The organism is Candidatus Pantoea persica, from assembly GCF_013753875.1.
Lineage (GTDB): Bacteria > Pseudomonadota > Gammaproteobacteria > Enterobacterales > Enterobacteriaceae > Pantoea > Pantoea persica.
This window is the reverse complement of sequence record NZ_SMDS01000019.1, coordinates 207,776-228,074: the sequence shown is the minus strand read 5'-3', so window position 1 is coordinate 228,074 and position 20,299 is coordinate 207,776. Positions and strand designations below refer to the sequence as shown.

The following is a 20,299-nucleotide window of genomic DNA, read 5'->3' as shown; positions in this document are numbered from 1 at the left end:
GTGCGGGAAAAACCGAACGCTGTCCGGTTTTCTGCTTTTAGCGTTTGCTGCCTAAATCATCCGGCATGCTCTTCTGCATCCCGTGCCAGATTTCGCCGCTGCGTCGACCGTAGTCGCGCACCACATCGACAATCTGCTCCTGCGACAGCTGGCTGTCACACAACGTTTCCAGCTGCGCGTAGAAATTGCGCGCCAGCTTGCGGGCCTCATGGCTGGAGAAGTAGTGGCGGCCGACCCGGGTATAGAGCCCCTTCAGGCCGTTGAGGATCAGGCCGTAAATCGGGTTGCCTGAGGCGAGCGCCAGGCCGCGGAAAACGCGGTAGTCCAGTTCAGCACAGGCTTCAGCCTGATCTTCTAGGAGGGTCGCGCTCTCCAGCACGGCGCGCGCCTTGTCTGGATAATGGCGCAGCGCGCGGCTGATGAAAATCGAGGCGATATTGGTGCGCACCGACAGCAGGTTATCGATCAACACCGGCATGCTGTCGTGATCCAGCCACGCCAGCGTCTCAAGAATATTGAGCCCGGAGGTTTCCCAGAAATCATTAACGCGGGTTGGCTTGCCGTGCTGAATCGTCAGCCAGCCGTCGCGAGCCAGGCGCTGCAACACTTCACGCAGCGTAGTGCGCGTGACGCCGATAAGTTCAGAAAGCTCACGCTCAGCAGGAAGGATTGACCCGGGAGGAAAGCGGCTGTTCCAGATGCTTTCAATAATATACTCTTCAGCAAATCCCGCAGGGCTCTGCGCCTTAATGACCATAGCGATGTTTTCTCGTTGCTTTCTTTGTCGAAATGGCACTCATCATACCAGACGCCCTGGGTGTGTTATAGACTGCGCAGGGATTAAAAGCGCGCGCTGGCGCAAAAATCAGCAGCCGCACGCAATCCTGTACGGCGATATTGCGCCCCAGCGATTCGCTCATTACCCTTTAAGCACTTTCTTTCCCTCTGTAAGGATTTTTCGCCATGGAGATGACCTGGGGCCGGGCGCTACAGCGCAATTTTCTCGGACAGTCGCCCGACTGGTACAAAGCGCTGCTGCTGGCGTTTCTGCTGATCAATCCGCTGATCTTTTTCTTTGTCAGCCCTTTCCTCGCGGGATGGCTGCTGATGGCGGAGTTTGTTTTCACGCTCGGCATGGCGCTCAAGTGCCATCCTCTGCTGCCCGGTGGCCAGCTGATGCTGGAGGCGATCGCCATCGGCATGGCCAGTGCCGAACAGGTAAAACAGGAGCTGGCAGACAACCTTGAGGTGCTGCTGCTGCTGATCTTTATGGTGGCAGGCATCTACTTTATGAAACAGCTGCTGCTGTTTATGTTTACCCGGCTGCTGCTGACGGTGCGCTCTAAGGTGCTGCTCAGCCTGACCTTCTGCCTAGCGGCCGCCTTTCTTTCCGCCTTTCTCGACGCGCTGACCGTGGTCGCGGTGGTGATCAGCGTCGCCACCGGCTTCTACCAGATTTATCATCGCGTCTCCTCCGATCCTGGCTACGCGGCGGCGGATCACCGCCAGCGCGACACCCTAGAGCAGTTTCGCGCCTTTCTTCGCAGCCTGATGATGCAGGCAGGCGTCGGCACGGCGCTGGGCGGCGTAATGACGATGGTGGGCGAACCGCAAAACCTGATTATCGCCCATGCGGCCGGCTGGGATTTTGCCGGCTTCTTTCTGCGCATGGCGCCGATGACGATGCCGGTGCTACTGTGCGGCATTCTGACCAGTATGTTGGTGGAGCGTTTTCGCCTCTTCGGCTACGGCGCCACGCTGCCCGAAGAGGTGCGCGCCATTCTGCTGCAGAGCGAGCGCGAGTCGGCGGCGCAGCGCACGCGCCAAGATCGCATTAAGCTGTTTATCCAGGCCCTGATCGGCGTCTGGCTGATCGCCGCGTTGGCGCTGCATCTGGCGGAAGTGGGCCTGATCGGTCTGTCGGTTATCATCCTCGCCACCTCACTGTGCGGCATCACGGATGAACATACGTTGGGACAGGCGTTTACGGAGGCGCTGCCCTTTACCGCCCTGCTGACGGTTTTCTTCGCCGTGGTGGCGGTGATTATCGAGCAGCAGCTCTTCGCCCCGCTGATCGCCTTTGTGTTGCAGGCGGAGCCGGATGCGCAGCTCGGTTGGTACTACGTTTTCAATGGGCTGCTCTCGTCGATATCCGACAACGTATTCGTCGGCTCGGTGTTTATTAACGAAGCGCGGCACGCCTTTACCTACGGCGCGATCGATCTGCGGCAGTATGAGCTGCTGGCCATCGCCACCAATACCGGCACCAACCTGCCCTCTGTCGCTACGCCGAATGGACAGGCGGCTTTTCTGTTTCTGCTTACCTCGGCGCTGGCGCCGCTGATTCGGCTCTCCTATGGCCGCATGGTGTGGATGGCGCTGCCCTTTACGGTGGTGATGTCGCTGGTGGGCTATTCCGCGCTGCACTGGCTGCTGATGCCGGCCACCGAGATGCTGCAGCAGTGGGGCTGGCTCATCGCGCCGCCGCTGTAAAATCACTGCCCTGGATCAGGTTAAGCCCAAAATGACCAAGATTTTAGCCAGCTCACGCTGGCACCGACGCGCTTTTGGTTTACACTGCGTGGCATTACCGTTTACAGGGATAGCAAGATGTTGCGATATCTGAATCAATCTTCTTGCGGACGCGCCGCCTGGCTGCTACTGGCGCTGACGGCGCTGGCACTGGAGCTAGTCGCGCTCTGGTTCCAGCACGTTATAGGGCTGAAGCCGTGCATGATGTGCATCTACGAGCGCTGCGCGCTGTTCGGCGTCATGGACGCCGGCCTCGTCGGCGCCATCGCGCCTAAGTCGCTGCTGCGCTGGGCCGCGCTCGCCATCTGGATCTACAGCGCCGTCGAGGGATTGCGTCTCTCTTGGCAGCACACCATGCTGCAGCTGCATCCCAACCCTTTCACCACTTGCGACTTTGCCGCGCGCTTTCCGAGCTGGCTGCCGCTCGACAAGTGGCTGCCCTCCATCTTTGTCGCCAGCGGCGACTGCGCCGAGCGTAGCTGGACCTTCCTGAAGCTGAGCATGCCGCAGTGGATGGTGGGCATTTTCGCCGCTTACCTGCTGGTGGCGCTGCTGGTGCTGATCGCCCAGCCGTTTAAACCGAAGCGTCACGAACTCTTTAGCCGCTAAAAACAATTCGGGCCGCCCGAAGGCAGCCTGCTGATATCGTTACCCGTTGCGATCGGGCCTGTCGATAATGTGATCTTCCCAGTCGCGCACTTCGCTTTCCCGCACCGCGATGTAGCGCACCGAGATGCGCTGCGCATGCATCGCCGCCTTTGAGCCGCTCAGCAGCGGATGCCACGCCGGTAGATCTTTCCCCTCACCCAGCAGACGATAGGCGCAGGTGCGCGGCAGCCAGTCGAAGCGCGTCAGGTTTTCGCGCGTCAGCTTGATGCAATCCTCTTCATAGTCGAAGCGGCGTTCATAGTTGCGGCACTGGCAGGTTTTTATGTTGAGCTGATTGCAGGCGACGTTGGTGAAATAGATCTCATCCGTGTCGGCATCCTGCAGCTTATTGAGGCAGCACTGGCCACAGCCGTCGCACAAGGACTCCCACTCGTCGTCGTTCATCTGATCGAGGCGTTTGGTCTGCCAGAAAAGAAGTTCACTCATGTCGGCTGCATCCGGTTAGTCACAAAACCGCACCTTATATCGGGTCAGGCGCGGCGTTGCAAGTTTTACAGCACGCGCGTGCTGATGCCGTGACCCGCCAGCGACACTTCCAGCGTGTCGCCGGCGCACAGCGTAAGGTACTGACTCATATGGAAGATTAGCGGTAGGGTTTTATGGAGCATCTCTGAGGTGCGGCCGTGCTGGCGCACCTGGCCGTTGATCGTCAGCTTCAGCTCGGTATCCTACGGGTCGCCGGGAAATTCCGCCGAGGGAATAAAGCCAGAGATCGGACAAGAATTATCGAACGCCTTGGATTTCTCCCAGAGCTGACCCGCTTTCTTGAAGCCCGCCGGCAGATCGCGCAGCGTCAAATCCAGTGCGACGCCGTAGCCAGCGATCGCCTGCGCCACGAGATCCTTGTTGGCCTGCTTCAGGGTGGCGCTAATCAGCACCGCCAGCTCAACCTCGTGATGCACTTCGCCGAAAGCAGCAGGCAGGGAAAGCGGCTGGCGCAGATCGCAGATGGCGGTCTCCGGCTTGAGAAAGACCAACGGCTCAGTTGGCGTGGCGCTGCCCATCTCCTTAATGTGTTTCGCATATTTGCTGCCGACGCAGACCACCTTATTGACTGGAAAATCTAACAAGGTGCCCTGCCAGTTACGATGCTGATACATGCTAATCCCCTGCTCTGGTTTGATGTTGTGCCGGCGAGGCCGGTACGTGGATGTTTGCGCTTCAGCGGTTCTCGGGTCCGCCGTAACGGCAATAATTAAGACGCTTTGGAAAAGATTAGTGTGCGTAAATTGTCAAAAAAGCGTGAATATATGCTGTCGAGGCGGTAAATTTATCGCCAGCGGCGGCGGCAGAAGCGCTCAATAAAGAATAATGACCAGTAAAAGGCGCGATAATCGCGCCATTATTATGCTGTAAATCGTTATATATAATTAAGCTGTAAAAGCGAGAAGCACTGATTATATTTACAGATGAATCTGAATTAATCTTTTTTGGCCGAATCAAGGTGAACTTTTAGCAAACTTTCAACCGGCGGCGGCATTTGCAAATAATAGACCTGCTCGCTAAGTACCTGTTTCACTTTATTGATGTCGGCACTCGCCAGCCTATCGCGCTTGTCAAGGTCAACGACCATTGTCAGCTATGGCTTGCCGAAGCCGCGCAGCAGCTCGTCAGGTACGCAGGAGAAATCGTCTTTTTTTCAACATAAAGATAAGTCTGGTCACGGGGCGGGCTTCTGTAAATCACACAAAACAGATTTTTTACTCGAATAAACCTGAATGGTGGCTTGCCTGCTAATAACAGTAACTATAACATGCTTGCAGAACTTCGAATATTCACCGGACGGACGGAAATGCTGATTTTATCGATGCTTGTTCTCCGGGCGAGAAAACAGGACAGAGTGGGACAGATGTCGCAAACGCCAATCGAATTCAAAGGTAGCAGTTTTACCCTGTCTGTTGTTCATCTGCATCATCCCGAACCTGAGGTTATCCGCAAGGCGCTTCAGAACAAAATTGATCAGGCGCCAAATTTTTTGAAAAACGCGCCGGTGGTTCTTAACGTTGCCGCGCTGAACGGCAACGTTAACTGGAAACAGCTGCAGCAGGCGGTGGCCGCAACTGGATTACACATCGTCGGCGTCAGCGGCTGCAAAGACGAGGCGCTTAAGCGCATGATCGCCCGCGCGGGTCTGCCGGTGCTGGCCGAGGGCAAAGAGAGTAAAAAGCTCGAAGCGCCCGCGCCGGAAATTCAGCCCGTCGAGCCGCAGGCCAGCAAAACGCGCATTATCAATACCCCAGTGCGTTCGGGCCAGCAGATCTACGCGCGCAACGCCGACCTTATCGTCACCAACAGCGTCAGCGCCGGTGCCGAACTGTTCGCCGACGGCAACATTCATATTTACGGCATGATACGAGGACGCGCGCTGGCTGGTGCTAGCGGCGATCGCAACAGCCAGATTTTCAGCACCAACCTGGCAGCAGAGTTGGTCTCCATCGCCGGCGAATACTGGATCATGGATCAAATCCCGACGGAATTTTTTGGTAAAGCGGCGCGCCTCAGCCTTGAAGATGGCACGCTGACTATCCAGACACTTAATTAGGCCCCTTTTCTTCTGTTAAGGAAATCAATATTTATGGCACGCATTATTGTAGTGACATCCGGTAAAGGGGGCGTTGGTAAAACCACGTCAAGCGCGGCCATCGCCACCGGTTTAGCGCAAAAAGGAAAGAAAACGGTTGTCATCGACTTCGACATTGGCCTGCGTAACCTGGACCTGATTATGGGTTGCGAGCGCCGCGTCGTGTATGACTTCGTGAACGTCATCCAGGGCGATGCCACGCTGAACCAAGCACTGATCAAAGACAAGCGCACCGAGATGCTCTATATCCTACCCGCTTCTCAGACGCGCGACAAAGATGCGGTGACGCGCGAAGGCGTAGAAAAGGTGCTTAACGATCTGACCGCGATGGATTTCGAGTTCTTGGTCTGCGACTCCCCGGCGGGCATTGAAACCGGCGCACTGATGGCGCTCTACTTTGCCGACGAAGCTATTATCACCACCAACCCGGAAGTCTCTTCCGTGCGCGACTCTGACCGCATCCTCGGCATTATCGCCTCGAAATCGCGGCGCGCGGAAAACGGCGACGAGCCGGTTAAAGAGCATCTGCTGCTGACCCGTTATAACCCTGGCCGTGTAAACCGTGGCGATATGCTGAGCATGGAAGATGTGCTGGAGATCCTGCGTATTCCGCTGGTGGGCGTAATCCCGGAAGACCAGTCGGTGCTGCGCGCCTCTAACCAGGGCGAGCCAGTGATCCTCGACACGAATTCCGATGCCGGCAAGGCTTATGCTGATACCGTAGATCGGTTACTTGGTGAAGAACGTCCCTTCCGCTTTATTGAAGAAGAGAAGAAGGGTTTCCTGAAACGCCTGTTCGGGGGATAAACCATGACATTACTCGATTTCTTTTTATCCCGGAAGAAGAACACTGCCAATATAGCCAAGGAAAGGCTACAAATTATCGTGGCAGAACGCAGGAGGAGCGACAGTGAGCCCCGCTATCTTCCGCAGCTCAAGCGCGACATTCTGGAAGTGATTTGCAAGTACGTAAAAATCGATCCGGATATGGTCACCGTTCAGCTCGACCAGAAAGGCGATGATATCTCTATCCTGGAGCTGAACGTAACCCTGCCGGAGACGGAAGACGCGACCAAATGATTCTCCCCGTATCCAGATATTCCCCTGCTGAAACGCAGGGGAATGTTATGGCTCAGTGCTGAGCGAGAATGGCCTCAATGCGGGTCTTAAACAGATCGCCGCGCCAGCCAGAAGTTCCGGCACGCGCGCTGCGGGGCTTCAATCCCCAGTGCTAGCTTAACACCTGATTGATCTGACGACGCTACAGCCAGCAGTTCTTGACTGTAACCGGTCTTCTCGCTCACCTCCTGTACCAGCGCCAGCAGGGTTTTACCGTGGAAGCGAATTTCGTGACCCAACAGGCCGAGGTGATCCAGCTCTCCCATTGAGCCAGGCAGGAAGCACGCCACTTTCCACAGATGCTCTTCGCGCACCACGAAGTTCACCGCAATATATTTTTCGCGCGCCACCTTCAGGCGCCAGGCGTTGGTGATGTCGCGCCAGGCCTCCTGCGGCTGTAGCACGTCGAGGCGACGCTGACAAAGCTTGCTCGCACTTGCTAGCGCCGCTGCCATATTGCCCGCCGCATAGGTCATCACCATCAGATGATGGGCGATCGGCAGCAGATAGTGCACGTCCGCAGCCGCATAGTCGCACTGACGCTGCGTCAGCGGACGCGCCAGCCAGTCGGTGCACGCTTCGCTCTTGTCGAGCGTGGTCTGGGTAAAGTGCGCCACCATCGCGACGAAGCCCCACGACAGCGGCTGGCCGCTGAACGCCGCCAGAATCTGGGTATCGATCATCTGCTGCGGCAGCACGCCAAAGCGGTGCAGAAACACCTCCAGATCCTCGCCGCCCGCATGCAGAAACTTTTTCACCCGGCTGTCGCTCAGCAGCGTGATAAAGGGCGACCAGTCGCTGATGGTCAGCGGATCGATCAGCACCAGCTGCTCGCCATCAAACAGCTGAATCAGCTCCAGCTGCGGATAGTAGGTTCGCGTGCGGACAAATTCAGTATCCAGCGCCACCGCGGCATGCTGGCGAGCCTGCTGGCACACCGCCGGCCAGTTGCTCATTTTGGTCGATCAGGGAATAGTTCACGTCTTGTTTTCACCTCGACACACTGCGCGCGGCGCTCCATATCATGTCAATAAAAACGCCGGACTCTGCCGGCGTTCAACCAGAATAGGTGCCAAAGCTCAGCGTGCGGCGGGCCTGGCCTAATCGCGCAATTCGCGCCGTAAAATTTTGCCAACGTTGCTTTTCGGCAGCTCATCGCGGAACTCGATGATTTTTGGGACTTTGTAGCCGGTCAGCTGGCGTCGGCAGTGATCCAGCAGCTCCTCTTTTTCACCACGCAGACCTTTACCGCCTCGCCTGACAAATCGCTCGGCACGCCGATCACCGCCGCTTCCCGCACTTTTGGATGCTGCATCAGCACATCCTCTATCTCATTGAGATAGACGTTAAAGCCCGAGACCAGGATCATATCGTTCTTGCGGTCGACAATGCGAATAAAGCCCTGCGGATCAACGGTAACAATATCGCCGCTGAGGAGCCAGCCATTTTTCAGCACCTCCTCCGTGGCGTCCGGCCGCTGCCAGTAGCCTGCTATCACCTGCGGACCGCGGATACAGAGTTCGCCCGGCATGCCGGGCAGCACGATCATTGCCCTGATCGTCAATCACGCGCACGTCGGTAGAGGGCACCGGCAGGCCGATGCTACCGGTGTGCTCGGTGATGTTTGTAGGAGTTGACCGACACCAGCGGCGAACACTCGGTCAGGCCATAGCCCTCCAGCAGATTGTGCCCGGTCAGTTTCTCCCAGCGCTCCGCCACCGCCTTTTGAACCGCTATACCGCCGCCCGCCGGCAGGCGCAGCATGGAAAAGTCGAGCTTGTGGAACTGTGGAGCGTTCAGCAACGTATTGAACAGCATGTTGACGCCGGTGACGCGGTACAGGGAAACTTTGCCAGCGCCTTGATAAAGCTAGGGATATCGCGCAGATTGGTGATCAGCAGTTTCTGGCCGCCCAGCTCCAGAAACAGCAGGCAGTTCACGGTCAGCGCAAAGATATGGTAGAGCGGCAGCGCGGTTACCACATGCTCTTTGCAGTCGCGCAGCAGCTTGCCGTAGGTGGCTTTGGTCTGCTCGAGATTGGCCTGCATATTGCGATGGGTAAGTATCGCCCCTTTGGCAACGCCGGTGGTGCCGCCGGTATACTGTAGGAACGCCAGATCGTCGTTGGTGACCAAGGGCCGCTGATAGGCCATCTGCTCACCCTGCTGCAGCGCAGCGCGGAAAGAGACGGCGCCCGGCAGATGATATTTCGGCACTATCTTCTTGATGTATTTCATGACGAAATTGACCAACGTCGCTTTTACCGGCGCCAGCTGATCGCCCAGCCGCGTCAGAATCACATGCCTGACCGCGGTTTCCGCCACCACTTTTTCCAGCGTATGGGCAAATTTGGAGACCAGCACGATGGCGCTCGCCTCGCTGTCGTTCAGATGATGCTTCAGCTCGCGCGGCGTATAAAGCGGATTGACATTGACCACCACTATGCCCGCGCGCAGCACACCGAACAGCGCCACCGGATACTGCAGCAGGTTCGGCATCATCAGCGCCACGCGGTCGCCTTTTTTCAGCCCCAGGCCGTTCTGCAGCCAGGCGGCGAAAGCGCGGCTTTTCTGTTCAAGCTGACGGTAGCTAATGGGCTGCCCCATGTTCACGAAGGCGGGTTGATCGGCGTAACGCTGTGCGGCCTGTTCAAATAAATCAACCAAAGAGGTATAACGATCCGCATAGATCTCGACGGGGACATCAGCCGGATAGCGTTTCAGCCAGACCTTGTTCAAGGGGTCACCTCGATACTCATGTTGTTTTTCCATTGCTGCCTCACCACTAAGCCTGTTAACAATATTTTAACTCATTGTACCAGTTTGCCCGATTTGGCATGCTGAGGTTACGAAGCGTATCACTAATTTTTGTCCCGCTTATCCGCGGCAATAAAAAGCCCAGTCGCGGCAGCCACGACTGGGCCAGAACCTGTTACGCGTGGCCCTATTCGGTCAGAATGGTTTCCACCTGTGCCGGGCCGCTGTTCATGCCCCAGTCGGGGTTAGGTTCCCAGTAGCCGGGATGGCGGCGCGTCGGGCCGTACCAGATCCAGGGGGCGATCGGCTGCGGTGGCGTCATCACCTGCTGCATAATATGCCAGCGCTGGTAGCCGCGCACGTCTACCACCACGAAGTCATAGCTAGCAGCACCGATGGTGCCCTTTTCGCTGCCTTTAATGGGGCCGAGCACCGTGACGTACTGATTGTTGACATCCACCGGATCGACGAAGTTGTTGATATCGGCATAGATGCGCCCTACCGAGTCGGCGCCAAGGCGCGGACGTGCGCTGTCGTCCAGCGGCTGTGTGGCGATCTCCAGCCGGGTTTTACCGTTGAGGTTGGTGACCTTGACCACTTTGCCGCCAAAGCGCGCCTCCTGACCGACATAGAGCGACGGCTCATTCATCACGCGCACCAGATCCTGCTGCGGAGGCGCCGAGCCGCCTTTGATGGCGTCCGGCACCGACACGCAGCCGCCGAGCAGTAGCGCGCAGGCTAACGACACGCCGGACAACCCTTTTTGATATACTGACATAGACATTCTCCTAAAAGGTGTTTGTTAGACTGGCACGGCGGCAATAAGTTGCGCGGGCCTCAGCGGCCGGGCAATATTTTCCAGGCCACTTCGTTACGCAGATAAGTAGGTTCAGCATGCTCCGGCGGCACGGTGTCGCCGCGCAGCCACGCCTGCTGCGCCAGCGGCAGCATATCCTCTGCGGTGGGCAGTTCGACGCCGCTGTCGCGCAGAGTTAAGGCATGACCCTGGCGCAGCTGCGGCCAGGCCTGCCAGCCGGTGCCGGCGATATGCCACTCACCTTCCAGCGCCTGCATGCTCGTCAACGCCGCGTCCGGAGAGAGCACGCTTTCGCTCGCTTTGCCCTGCCAGACGCCGTGCGCGTCGCGCTGGTACTCGGCCCAGTAGACTTCGCCCATGCGCGCGTCAATCGCGGCCAGCACGCGCGTCGCGCCCTGCGCGCGATAAGCGCCCTGCGCCAGGGTGGCGAGTGTCGAGATGCCGATCATCGGCAGCATGGCGCCCAGCGCCAGCCCCTGCGCGATGCCAATGCCAATACGCACGCCGGTAAAGCTGCCGGGGCCGCAGCCGAAAGCCAACGCATCGAGGGCGGTCAGCTCCAGCTGCTGCGCCTGCAGCAGCGCCTCGACCAGTGGCAGAATGCGCTGCGTGTGGTCGCGCGGCGCGATTTCAAAACGGGCATCGATCTGCTGCTGGTTAAGCAGTGCGGCTGAACAGGCTTCTGTCGCAGTGTCCAGCGCCAGGATTCGGGAAGACATAACAAACCTCAGATGATCTAAAACGACGCACATATTAGCACAGCCAAAGGAAAATTACTGCTTCGCTTGCCGGGAAAAGGCGAAGGCGATGGCACGCGTCAGATCGCGGGTGCGCGGCGTCCCGCGGCAGGCTGTTGAGAAACAGCGCGCCGTAGGGACGCGACACCAACCGCTGATCGAAAATCACCAGCACGCCGCAATCGTCGGTATCGCGGATCAGACGGCCCACGCCCTGCTTCAAGGTGATGACCGCATCCGGCAGTTGAACGTCGCTGAAGGGATCGCCGCCGCGCAGGCGGCAATCTTCCATGCGCGCCTTGAGCAGCGGATCTTCCGGCGAGGTAAAGGGCAGCTTGTCGATAATCACTAGCGACAGCGCGTCGCCGCGCACGTCTACCCCCTCCCAGAAGCTGCTGGTGGCCACCAGCAGCGCGTTGCCCGCCTCGATAAACTGCTTCAGCAGCTGGCCCTTGCTGGTTTCGCCCTACACCAGCACCGGCACCGGCAGCGTCATGCCGGTGCGAAACTCAGCCGCCAGCTCGCGCATAATCAGGTGCGAGGTACAGAGCAGAGAAAGAAGCAGAGCCCGTTGTTGGCGCCGATCAGCGGCTTCATCATGCGCGCCAGCTGACGCGCGCCGCCGGGGCGGTTCGGCTCCGGCAGGTTGCGCGGCACGCAAAGCAGCGCCTAGCGCTGATAGTCGAAGGGCTGTTGAGGATCAGGGTTTTCGCCGCACGCACGCCCAGCCGATCGGCGAGGTGGTGCATCTATTCGTTCACCGCCAGCGTGGCGGAGGTAAAAATCCACGCCGCTTTGTGCGCGTCCATCACTTCGCGGAAGCCGCTCCAGGCAGAGATAGTTGGAGCGCCCTTTCAGCAGGGCGGTTTTTCCAGTGAAATTGAGCGCTCCGGCAATAGTCGCGGCCGTAGAGCTGATCCTGCAGCGCTTTCGAACCGGTTGAGACAATCACTTTCTTTCCGGCGCGCAGCGCAGGCGCCAGACAGGCGTAAGCCTTGCCCGTTCCGGTTCCCGCTTCCACCACCAGTTCACCGCCCGTCTGCACGGCCTCTTCTACCGCCTGCGCTATTTCACGCTGAGCTTCGCGCGGCTTAAAGCCGCTAATCGACTACGCCAGCGCGCCATCTACTGCAAAATCGTCCGCCACACATCCTCATCCGTTTCGGCAAAAACACTGTAATTATGTCAGTATTCCGCCGGCCGCTCCACAACTGATGACAGCCCGCCCCTGCCTGTGCCAGGCTATCGGCCGTAAAAATAAGGAGAAACCATGACCATTACCCGTATCGATCCGGAACACCGCATGTCGGAAGCAGTGATTCATAAGGATCTCGTCTACTACACCAGCGTGCCAGAGAACCTCGACGCCGACGCCGAAGCGCAGACCGCCAACGCGCTGGCAGTGATTGACGCCCTGCTGACGCGCGTCGGGTCGGACAAGAGCAAGATCCTCGACGCAACGATTTTTCTTGTGGAGAAAGCGGACTTCGCGGCGATAAACCGCGCCAGGGACGCTTGGGTGTCGCCCGGCAACGCGCCGGTGCGCCGAGCCGGGCATCAGGCTTCATCCTCATCCTCTTCGAAGCGCGCCCGGATTTGCTCGCCCTGATGCGACTGGCGGATCTCCTGCGCGACCTGCGCAATCGCCTGCCCGCTGGACATGCCGCCCGCCATTAACGCCTGAATGCGCTCAACCGCCTGCTGCTGTTGCTCGTGGGAAAGGGCTGGTAAACCTGTAAACATAATTCACTCCTGGTTGCGAGACGACCATTATCTCATGCAGAACAAAGAGGTGCCAGCCGGGGGAAAATATGCCAGACTAACGTCCTTATTGATGTCTGATTCTTTTGCCGAATAATGGTCTCAACGCTCAGTTTACCCTATACACAGGATGCGCTCAGCGCGCATTTCGCGCCGCTTTCCCACCTGCCCTGGGCGATGCTGCTCACCTCCGGCAGCGCCGATCATGCGGATAACCGCTTCGATATTCTCACCGCCGATCCGCGCGCCACGCTGGTGATGCAGGGCGAGATCACCCGGGTTCAGGGCGCTGACGGCACCTTTACCTCCGTCGAGGATCCGCTGCGGCTGGTGCAGCAGCAGTGCGACGCGTTGGCCCTCGCCCCGGCGAGCCGTGACGATTTGCCGTTTCAGGGCGGCGCGCTCGGCCTGTTTGGCTACGACCTCGGCCGCCGCTTCGAAACGCTGCCGCAGCAGGTGGCGCGCGATCTGACCACGCCAGATATGGCGGTCGGTATCTACGACTGGGCGCTGATCGCCGATCACGATTTGCAGCGCCTGACGCTGCTGTCGCTGGGTGATATTCAGGCGCGGCTGCGCTGGCTGCGGCAGTGGCCGGCACGCGACGCCGCGCCCTTCTCGCTCACCAGCGACTGGCAATCCAACCTGAGCTACAGCGACTATGCCGCGCGTTTTCATGCGGTGCAGGCCTATATCCAGGCGGGCGACTGCTATCAGGTCAACCTGGCGCAGCGCTTCGAAGTGCGCTATCAGGGCGACGAGTGGCAGGCGTTCTGCCGCCTTAACGCGGCGAATCGCGCGCCGTTCAGCGCCTTCTTGCGCCTGCCCGACAGCGCCATTCTCAGTTTGTCGCCGGAACGCTTCCTCGCGCTGAACAACCACGAAATTGAAACCCGGCCGATCAAGGGCACACGCCCGCGCGCCGCCGCCCCCGAAGCGGATCGGCTGGCCGCCGAGGCGCTGGCGACTTCCGAAAAAGATCGCGCGGAGAACCTGATGATCGTCGATCTGCTGCGCAACGATATCGGCCGCGTCGCCGAACCGGGTTCGGTCAGCGTGCCGGCGCTGTTCGTGGTGGAGCCGTTTCCGGCGGTGCACCATCTGGTCAGCACGGTTCGCGCCCGCCTGCCCGCCTCGCTGCGCGCTAGCGACCTGCTGCGCGCCTGCTTTCCCGGCGGTTCAATCACCGGCGCGCCGAAAATCCGCGCCATGGAAATCATCGACGAGCTGGAGCCGCATCGCCGCAACGCCTGGTGCGGCAGCGTCTGCTATCTCAGCCTGTGCGGTCGCATGGACAGCAGCATCACCATTCGCACCCTGATCGCTGAAAACCAGCGGCTCTACTGCGCGGCGGGCAGCGGCGTAGTTGCCGACAGCGAACTCGATGCCGAATATCAGGAAACGCTGCACAAGGTGAGCCGCATTCTGCCTGCGCTGTCGGGAGAGTCTGAATGAATAGTCTGACGCTGGACGATTTCATGACTCGCTTTACCCTGCTGCAGCCGGAAACGTCGTCGCGGCCGCCCGATGGCCGCCAGTCGGCAGTGCTGGTGCCAATTGTGGCCCGCCCGACGCCGGGCCTGATGCTGACGCGCCGCTCGCGTGAGCTGCGCAAGCACGCCGGACAGGTCGCCTTCCCCGGCGGCATGCAGGATGAGAGCGACGCCTCGCTGATCGCCACCGCGCTGCGCGAGGCGCAGGAAGAGGTTGGCATCGACGCCCGCGAGGTCAGAGTCCTTGGCCAGCTTGCGCCGGTGACCAGCAGCACCGGCTTTCGCGTGACGCCGGTAGTCGGCATCATCTCCCCGGAGATATCGTTGCAGATCAATCCTGACGAGGTGGAGAGCGCTTTCGAGATGCCGCTGGAAGAGGCGCTGCGCCTCAACCGCTACGCCTCGCTGGATATCGAGCGCGCCGGCCTGCGCCATGCGGTCTGGCTGTCGGTCTATCAGGATTATCTGGTCTGGGGCATGACCGCCGGCATCATTTGCTCGCTCAGCCAGCAAATCGCCCTCTGACACCCGCTTTTCTTCCCTTTATCCCGTTGCACATCCCCTGCGCAGCATAACTATTTCTCGCCTGAAGGATTAGTTAATTTCATGCGAAAAGGCGCTTTTCCCCCCGGGGCGTCGATCACTATTAGCGCCATAAACGGCCTTAGCAGTAAGAAAAATATTTTTTTGAGGAGTGTCGCCTGTGATTCGCGTTTTTGACATGTTCAAAGTGGGCATCGGCCCGTCGAGTTCCCATACCGTGGGACCGATGAAAGCAGGCAAGGAGTTTGTCGACCTGCTGACTGAACAGGGAAAACTTCAGGACGAACCCCGCATCACTGTGGATGTCTACGGCTCGCTTTCGCTGACCGGCAAAGGTCACCATACCGATATCGCCATTATTATGGAGCTGGAGAGCGCCTCGCCCGTCACCGTGGATATCGACGCCATTCCGGCGTTTATCAAAGACGTCGAGCAGAGCGAACGACTGCTGCTGGCGTTCGCCGGCGACCTCTTGATCCTCAGCAAAACCTACTAATCCGTCGGCGGCGGCTTTATCGTCGACGAGCACTTAGGCCAGTCTACGCTGGACGAAGTGAACGTGCCCTGGCCGTTCCACTCCGCCAAAGAACTGCTGGCGCACTGCCGCGCAACCGGCCTATCGCTCTCTGGACTGGTGATGAAAAATGAACTGGCACTGCACTCGCGCGACGAGATCCGCGACTATTTCACCGACGTCTGGCAGACCATGCAGGCTTGCATCGACCACGGACTGAATACCGAAGGCGTGCTGCATGGCCCGCTGCGTCGCCTGCTGACCTCCTCCTCTAAAAACACCAACGATCCGATGAACGTGATCGACTGGGTGAATATGTTCGCGCTGGCGGTCAACGAAGAGAACGCTGCGGGCGGCCGCGTGGTCACCGCGCCGACCAACGGCGCCTGCGGGGCATCGTGCCCGCGGTGCTCGCCTATTACGATCACTTTATCGAACCCGTCACGCCGGACATCTTTACCCGCTATTTCCTCGCCTCTGGCGCCATCGGCATTCTCTATAAGATGAACGCCTCCATCTCCGGGGCGGAGTAACCCCTCGCGCGACCTCTTCAGGTCGCGCAGCTTTTTCAGTAATGCTTTTTTCAGAAGCATGGCTAAACCTTATAGTTGCCATGCCGATAACAGCCCCGTTATCCTGGCCTTAATGGAGTGTGTGGAAGGTGGTTACTGATGCTTCTGGCCCATCAATACGTTGGACAGTTTCGCCGTAAGCGCCTGCTTATCGCGTTGGTGATCGCCGCTGTGGTTTTGATTTTAACGCTGGCTTTCCGCTTTATCGAAGAGAAATCGCGCATCGAACAGCAGTCGCTCGATTTTGCCGACAATGCCATCTAGCGCTTCGACCGTATTTTTCCCCCGCGGGACGTCTCGGCAAACAACACCCTTTGACTGGTCGGCGTGCCCTGTGACGCGGTGCGCTTTCCGCTAATTGAAAAAATTTCGGCGCTGCAAACCGTACACGCCATACTGCTGGTGGAACACGATCGCATCTACTGCTCCAGCATTTACGGCCCGCGCGCCATCCCCTTAGCCAGACCTATCCCGAACTGGCGATCAATAACCAGCGCATAATGCTGGCGACCGACAACTTCCTGCTCAAGGGGTCGCCGATCCTGCTGCTGTGGACGCCAAAGTCGCTGGATAACCGTTCCGGCACCTTGCAGGTCATCAATATCGAGCTGATGAGCAGCTCAGCTACCTGCTGGAACCTCAGCTGCCTTGGGTAGAGCGCGCCATCTTTAACGTCGGCGGCGAGAGACTGGAGTATGGCAATCCGCTGATCGAGTCGACCATACCATCGGAAGAGGAGGTCAGCTACGACCAGGCGTCGCTGCGCTCCCCCTTCAGCATCACCCTTTACGGCCCCTCGCCGTCGCGCCTCGCCCTGGCGACGTAGCCCTCGCAGCTGCCGCTGGCGCTGCTGCTGAGCCTGCTGATCGTCTATATCGTCTGGCTGGCGACGGCGAACCGCATGAGCCTAAGCTGGCAAATCAGCTACGGCATTACCGCCAATGAATTCATGGTCTACTGCCAGCCGCTGATTAATGCGAAAAGCGGCGAGTGCGACGGCATTGAGCTGCTGCTGCGCTGGCACAACGCGCGCCAAGGCTGGATCCCGCCGGACGTATTTATTCCGCTGGCCGAACGGCAGAACCTTATCGCGCCCCTGACGCGCTTCGTGATTGATAAAACCGTGGCGCAGCGGCCTAACCTGCCGCGCTGTTCCTCGTTCCATATCACCATCAAAGTGGCCGCCAGCCACTTCCGCGATCGCGCTATCGTTGAGGATCTGCAACAGCTGTGATGGCCAGCGAATCCGCTACCAAATGTTGGTGGTGGAGCTGACGAAGCTCGACGCGCTGCCGGTGGTAGATCAGAAGGTTATCGCGCAGCTGCACAGCATCGGCGTGCGGCTGGCGATTGACGATTTTGGCACCGGCGACAGCTCGCTCTCCTACCTGAAGGATTTGCAGCCCGATGAAGATCGATAAGATTTTTACCGTCGCCATTGGCACCGACGCCATCAACTCTACGGTAACGGATATGGTGATATCGCTGGCGCAGCGTCTGAATATCAGCCTGGTGGCCGAAGGCATGGAGACGGCCGAATAGGCCGCCTATCTACGCGAGCGCGGGGTGGATCTGCTGCAGGGCTATTTATATGCGCGTCTGATGCCGATTAAATATTCCCCCGCTTGGCTGATGCAGCACCAGGCCAGCTGACCACGTGACGTTCAGGCGTTGACACCCGGCGCTGTGCGCTAAGTCCCTTACATCAGTAAAGACAAAACGGCGCCTTAGCGCCGTTTTGTCTTTACTGCCCCTCTTCCTTATCCTCGTGCGGCTTATCTTTGATCACGCGCACCAAGTCGGCGCGGTCATCGGTCGCCTGCAGGATAGTAAAGTGCAGCGGCGGCAGGTCGATGACCTCGCCCGGCTGCGGCAGCTGACCCTTCTGGGCGATCAGCAAGCCCGCCAGCGAGGCGTGATCCTCATCCGGCTTCACCAGATCGTTGACGTCGAACAGCTGCTGCAACGAATGCAGGTCAGTGCCACCCTTCACGATCCAACCGTCGCCGTCGACGACAATATCGGGGGTTTCATCCTCATCCGGGAACTCGCCAGCGATCGCTTCCAGCACGTCGAGCGGGGTTATCAATCCCTGCACCACGCCGAATTCGTTGGTAACGATGACGACGCTGCCCTTGGCGCGGCGCAGCACGCCGAGCAGGTTGATGAGATCGAGCGTTTCCGGCACCACGATAGCGGGCGAACTGGCGGCAAAGGTCGCCACGTCCATGCCGAGCTCAATCGCCACCAGCAGCTCTTTGGCGCGCACCACGCCGATAATCTCGTCCAGCTCGCCGCGACAGACCGGGAACATGCTGTGCGGCGTATCCAGCAGCTGAATGCGAATTGCATCCAGCGGGCGCTCGGCGTCCACCCAAGAGATGTCGCCGCGCGGCGTCATAATGCTGCGAATCGCGCGCGACGCCAGCGTCAGCACGCCCTTGATCATATAGCGCTCTTCATCCTTAAACGCCTCCTGCGGTATAGCCTCAGTCAGCGGCGACTCCTCGCTGCTGGTTGTCGGCGCGGAACGCTGGCGGCCGCCCATCAGGCGCAGTATCGCCTTAGCAGTACGCTCGCGCATCGGCCGATGCGCCTGATGACGCATAAAGTTGCGGCGCGCAATCTGGTTGAACAGCTCGATCAAAATCGAGAAGCCGATCGCCGCGTAGAGATAGCCTTTAGGAATATAGAAGCCGAAGCCTTCCGCCATCAGCGACAGGCCGATCATCAGCAGGAAGCTGAGGCAGAGAACGACCACGGTCGGGTGCGCGTTGACAAAGTTAGTCAGCGGCTTCGACGCCAGCAGCATAATGCCTATCGCAATCACCACCGCGGTCATCATCACCGGCAGATGGTTGACCATGCCGACCGCCATGATCACCGCATCGAGCGAAAAGACCGCGTCCAGCACCACAATCTGCATCACCACCGCCCAGAAGCTGGCGTAGCTGCGATTCCCCTGCTGATCGTGCTGACGGTTCTCCAGCCGCTCATGCAGCTCCATCGTCGCCTTGAACAGCAGGAAAAGTCCACCCACCAGCAAGATCAGATCGCGCCCCGAGAAGCTGAATGCGCCGATGCTGAACAGCGGACGCGTCAGCGTCACCATCCAGGAGATCAGCGACAGCAGGCCCAGACGCATCACCAGCGCCAGCGACAGGCTGATCAGACGCGCCTTGTCGCGCTGCTTCGGCGGCAGCTTGTCAGCCAGGATAGCGATAAACACCAAGTTGTCGATACCCAGCACGATGTCCAACACGATAAGGGTTAATAACCCCGCCCAGATTGAGGGGGCGAAGAGAAATTCCATCATTGACTCCTGAATGCGGAAGAGAGTAAAGCGTATCGTGCCAGCGTACGGGAACCTGGCTGGCATAAAGAAGCTCGGGGTGAAAACAGATACGCCGTCAGGCGTTAGTGGCAGCGCAGAGGCACGCAACAAAGGGATTAAGCGATGTCGGTGACGATCCATAATCCATAAAGGTGGGTTGAAACCCGGAACTCCTGATTGATAAACAGAAGGGCTAATGTAGCAGGCCGGTAAATTACGTCAAAAAATTTTCTTTCATTTACAAATGATTCAACCTGGCGGGCGACCTAATAATCGTGGTCAGGCGACTGACAGGTTCGATTACTGACCACCGTCACATAATTTATTTTTTCGCTCACTCAAATAATTCGCGACTGACCGCTTCAATTTAAATGTCAGGAGAATAACGTCTCGTCCGGGGATTTTTGCTGCGCGCTTGCCAGCAAAACCGATAAGGGCGCGTCGATTCCCGACAACTTTCTTTAGCGAACGGAGGTAGCAAGTTACCATTGCAATTGGTACACAAGGCTGGGCAGCGGAACAACTGCTAAAAACTGCAGAGATGCTGTTGGGCGAGCAGGGGAACGTGGGATGGTTCGACTTCGTGCCCGGCGAAAATGCAGAAACGCTTATTGAAAAATATCAGGCGCAGCTGGCAAAGCTGGATACCCTCGAAAGGGGTGCTGTTTTTAGTGGATACTGGGGCGGCAGCCCATTCAACGCCGCCAACCGCGTGGTGCTAGACAAAGAAAATTATGACGTTACCGCCGGGGTCAATATTCCCATGCTGGTGGAGACGCTGATGGCGCGCGACGACGATCTCGGCTTCGCCGAGCTGGTCGGCATCGCGGTGGAAACCGGCCGGGAGGGCGTCAAGGCGCAGAAAACCCCC

The 20,299-nt window shown here is 58.7% G+C and carries 20 protein-coding genes and 7 pseudogenes; 16 read left to right on the top strand and 11 right to left on the bottom strand.

The window, feature by feature from the left end; translation table 11 throughout:
- Positions 1 to 37: 37 nt before the first annotated feature.
- Positions 38 to 757, bottom strand: a complete 720-nt coding sequence (gene fadR, locus EIO60_RS11870; RefSeq protein ID WP_258576902.1) for a fatty acid metabolism transcriptional regulator FadR — start codon at positions 755 to 757, stop codon at positions 38 to 40.
- Between the two features lie 206 nt (positions 758 to 963).
- Between fadR and nhaB the strand changes: the two genes are divergently transcribed.
- Both nhaB and dsbB read left to right on the top strand, forming a co-directional pair.
- A complete protein-coding gene (gene nhaB, locus EIO60_RS11865) occupies positions 964 to 2,493 on the top strand; it encodes a sodium/proton antiporter NhaB (protein WP_258576901.1) in 1,530 nt (509 codons plus the stop codon).
- 117 nt (positions 2,494 to 2,610) lie between these two features.
- Positions 2,611 to 3,141, top strand: coding sequence for a disulfide bond formation protein DsbB (gene dsbB, locus EIO60_RS11860; RefSeq protein ID WP_258576900.1), 531 nt, complete (start codon positions 2,611 to 2,613; stop codon positions 3,139 to 3,141).
- A 39-nt stretch (positions 3,142 to 3,180) separates the two neighbouring features.
- Here dsbB and ycgN read toward each other — a convergent pair whose 3' ends face one another.
- The 3 genes and pseudogenes from ycgN to EIO60_RS11845 form a co-directional block, all read right to left on the bottom strand.
- On the bottom strand, positions 3,181 to 3,627 hold the full coding sequence (ycgN, locus tag EIO60_RS11855; RefSeq protein ID WP_258576899.1) for a cysteine cluster protein YcgN: 447 nt from the start codon (positions 3,625 to 3,627) through the stop codon (positions 3,181 to 3,183).
- 65 nt (positions 3,628 to 3,692) lie between these two features.
- Positions 3,693 to 4,301 (bottom strand): annotated as a pseudogene (locus tag EIO60_RS11850) (fumarylacetoacetate hydrolase family protein).
- A 320-nt stretch (positions 4,302 to 4,621) separates the two neighbouring features.
- Positions 4,622 to 4,896 (bottom strand): annotated as a pseudogene (locus EIO60_RS11845) (YcgL domain-containing protein).
- Positions 4,897 to 5,050: 154 nt separating this feature from the next.
- Between EIO60_RS11845 and minC the strand changes: the two are divergent.
- From minC to minE, 3 genes are read left to right on the top strand one after another with little or no spacing between them, the layout of a single operon-like run.
- Entirely contained in the window at positions 5,051 to 5,743 is a 693-nt protein-coding gene (gene minC, locus EIO60_RS11840; RefSeq protein ID WP_258576898.1) for a septum site-determining protein MinC, read from the top strand.
- A gap of 33 nt (positions 5,744 to 5,776) precedes the next feature.
- Positions 5,777 to 6,589: a septum site-determining protein MinD gene (gene minD / locus EIO60_RS11835; RefSeq protein ID WP_258576897.1), complete on the top strand. Its 813-nt coding sequence runs from the start codon at positions 5,777 to 5,779 to the stop codon at positions 6,587 to 6,589.
- A gap of 3 nt (positions 6,590 to 6,592) precedes the next feature.
- A complete protein-coding gene (gene minE / locus EIO60_RS11830) occupies positions 6,593 to 6,862 on the top strand; it encodes a cell division topological specificity factor MinE (RefSeq protein ID WP_258576896.1) in 270 nt (89 codons plus the stop codon).
- 52 nt (positions 6,863 to 6,914) lie between these two features.
- Here minE and rnd read toward each other — a convergent pair.
- The 5 genes and pseudogenes from rnd to EIO60_RS11805 all read right to left on the bottom strand — a co-directional run bounded on the left by rnd (position 6,915) and on the right by EIO60_RS11805 (position 12,316).
- Positions 6,915 to 7,882: pseudogene (gene rnd, locus EIO60_RS11825) on the bottom strand (ribonuclease D).
- Positions 7,883 to 8,001: 119 nt separating this feature from the next.
- Positions 8,002 to 9,639: pseudogene (gene fadD, locus EIO60_RS11820) on the bottom strand (long-chain-fatty-acid--CoA ligase FadD).
- 205 nt (positions 9,640 to 9,844) lie between these two features.
- Entirely contained in the window at positions 9,845 to 10,435 is a 591-nt protein-coding gene (locus tag EIO60_RS11815) for a Slp family lipoprotein (protein ID WP_258576895.1), read from the bottom strand.
- Positions 10,436 to 10,494: 59 nt separating this feature from the next.
- Positions 10,495 to 11,193 carry a tRNA (adenosine(37)-N6)-threonylcarbamoyltransferase complex dimerization subunit type 1 TsaB gene (gene tsaB, locus EIO60_RS11810; RefSeq protein WP_258576894.1) on the bottom strand — a complete coding sequence of 233 codons (699 nt, stop codon included), beginning with the start codon at positions 11,191 to 11,193 and terminating at the stop codon, positions 10,495 to 10,497.
- 54 nt (positions 11,194 to 11,247) lie between these two features.
- Positions 11,248 to 12,316: pseudogene (locus EIO60_RS11805) on the bottom strand (ATP-dependent DNA helicase).
- A gap of 165 nt (positions 12,317 to 12,481) precedes the next feature.
- Between EIO60_RS11805 and EIO60_RS11800 the strand changes: the two are divergent.
- Entirely contained in the window at positions 12,482 to 12,820 is a 339-nt protein-coding gene (locus tag EIO60_RS11800) for a Rid family hydrolase (RefSeq protein WP_309484711.1), read from the top strand.
- Here EIO60_RS11800 and EIO60_RS11795 read toward each other — a convergent pair.
- Positions 12,769 to 12,954, bottom strand: coding sequence for a YoaH family protein (locus tag EIO60_RS11795; protein WP_258576893.1), 186 nt, complete (start codon positions 12,952 to 12,954; stop codon positions 12,769 to 12,771). The two genes, EIO60_RS11800 and EIO60_RS11795, sit on opposite strands and share 52 nt — an antisense overlap.
- 111 nt (positions 12,955 to 13,065) lie before the next feature.
- On the opposite strand from EIO60_RS11795, the gene pabB reads away from it, so the two are divergent.
- From pabB to EIO60_RS16820, 9 genes and pseudogenes are all read left to right on the top strand, one after another.
- Positions 13,066 to 14,427, top strand: coding sequence for an aminodeoxychorismate synthase component 1 (gene pabB / locus EIO60_RS11790; protein WP_258576962.1), 1,362 nt, complete (start codon positions 13,066 to 13,068; stop codon positions 14,425 to 14,427).
- Entirely contained in the window at positions 14,424 to 14,990 is a 567-nt protein-coding gene (locus EIO60_RS11785; protein ID WP_258576892.1) for a CoA pyrophosphatase, read from the top strand. Before pabB ends, EIO60_RS11785 begins: the two co-directional genes overlap by 4 nt.
- Before the next feature lie 178 nt (positions 14,991 to 15,168).
- Positions 15,169 to 16,052, top strand: a pseudogene (locus tag EIO60_RS11780) (serine dehydratase beta chain); the annotation flags it as partial.
- Positions 16,053 to 16,193: 141 nt separating this feature from the next.
- A complete protein-coding gene (locus EIO60_RS16845) occupies positions 16,194 to 16,358 on the top strand; it encodes a hypothetical protein (protein WP_374058185.1) in 165 nt (54 codons plus the stop codon).
- A 63-nt stretch (positions 16,359 to 16,421) separates the two neighbouring features.
- On the top strand, positions 16,422 to 16,595 hold the full coding sequence (locus EIO60_RS16840) for a CSS-motif domain-containing protein (RefSeq protein WP_374058184.1): 174 nt from the start codon (positions 16,422 to 16,424) through the stop codon (positions 16,593 to 16,595).
- Positions 16,595 to 16,750: a hypothetical protein gene (locus EIO60_RS16835; RefSeq protein WP_374058183.1), complete on the top strand. Its 156-nt coding sequence runs from the start codon at positions 16,595 to 16,597 to the stop codon at positions 16,748 to 16,750. Before EIO60_RS16840 ends, EIO60_RS16835 begins: the two co-directional genes overlap by 1 nt.
- 245 nt (positions 16,751 to 16,995) lie before the next feature.
- Positions 16,996 to 17,328, top strand: coding sequence for an EAL domain-containing protein (locus tag EIO60_RS16830; RefSeq protein WP_374058182.1), 333 nt, complete (start codon positions 16,996 to 16,998; stop codon positions 17,326 to 17,328).
- Positions 17,329 to 17,350: 22 nt separating this feature from the next.
- Positions 17,351 to 17,515 (top strand): EAL domain-containing protein, encoded by a 165-nt coding sequence (locus tag EIO60_RS16825; protein WP_374058181.1) that lies wholly within the window; start codon positions 17,351 to 17,353, stop codon positions 17,513 to 17,515.
- The gene (locus EIO60_RS16820) at positions 17,502 to 17,636 is read left to right on the top strand and encodes a hypothetical protein (protein WP_374058180.1); all 135 of its coding nucleotides are present in this window, start codon (positions 17,502 to 17,504) and stop codon (positions 17,634 to 17,636) included. The genes EIO60_RS16825 and EIO60_RS16820 overlap by 14 nt, the downstream gene beginning before the upstream one ends.
- Positions 17,637 to 17,838: 202 nt before the next feature.
- Here the strand turns inward: EIO60_RS16820 and EIO60_RS11770 are convergent, their stop codons facing one another.
- On the bottom strand, positions 17,839 to 19,407 hold the full coding sequence (locus tag EIO60_RS11770) for a TerC family protein (RefSeq protein WP_258576961.1): 1,569 nt from the start codon (positions 19,405 to 19,407) through the stop codon (positions 17,839 to 17,841).
- 508 nt (positions 19,408 to 19,915) lie between these two features.
- Between EIO60_RS11770 and EIO60_RS16815 the strand changes: the two are divergent.
- Positions 19,916 to 20,236, top strand: a pseudogene (locus EIO60_RS16815) (mannose/fructose/sorbose PTS transporter subunit IIA); the annotation flags it as partial.
- Between the last annotated feature and the right edge of the window lie 63 nt (positions 20,237 to 20,299).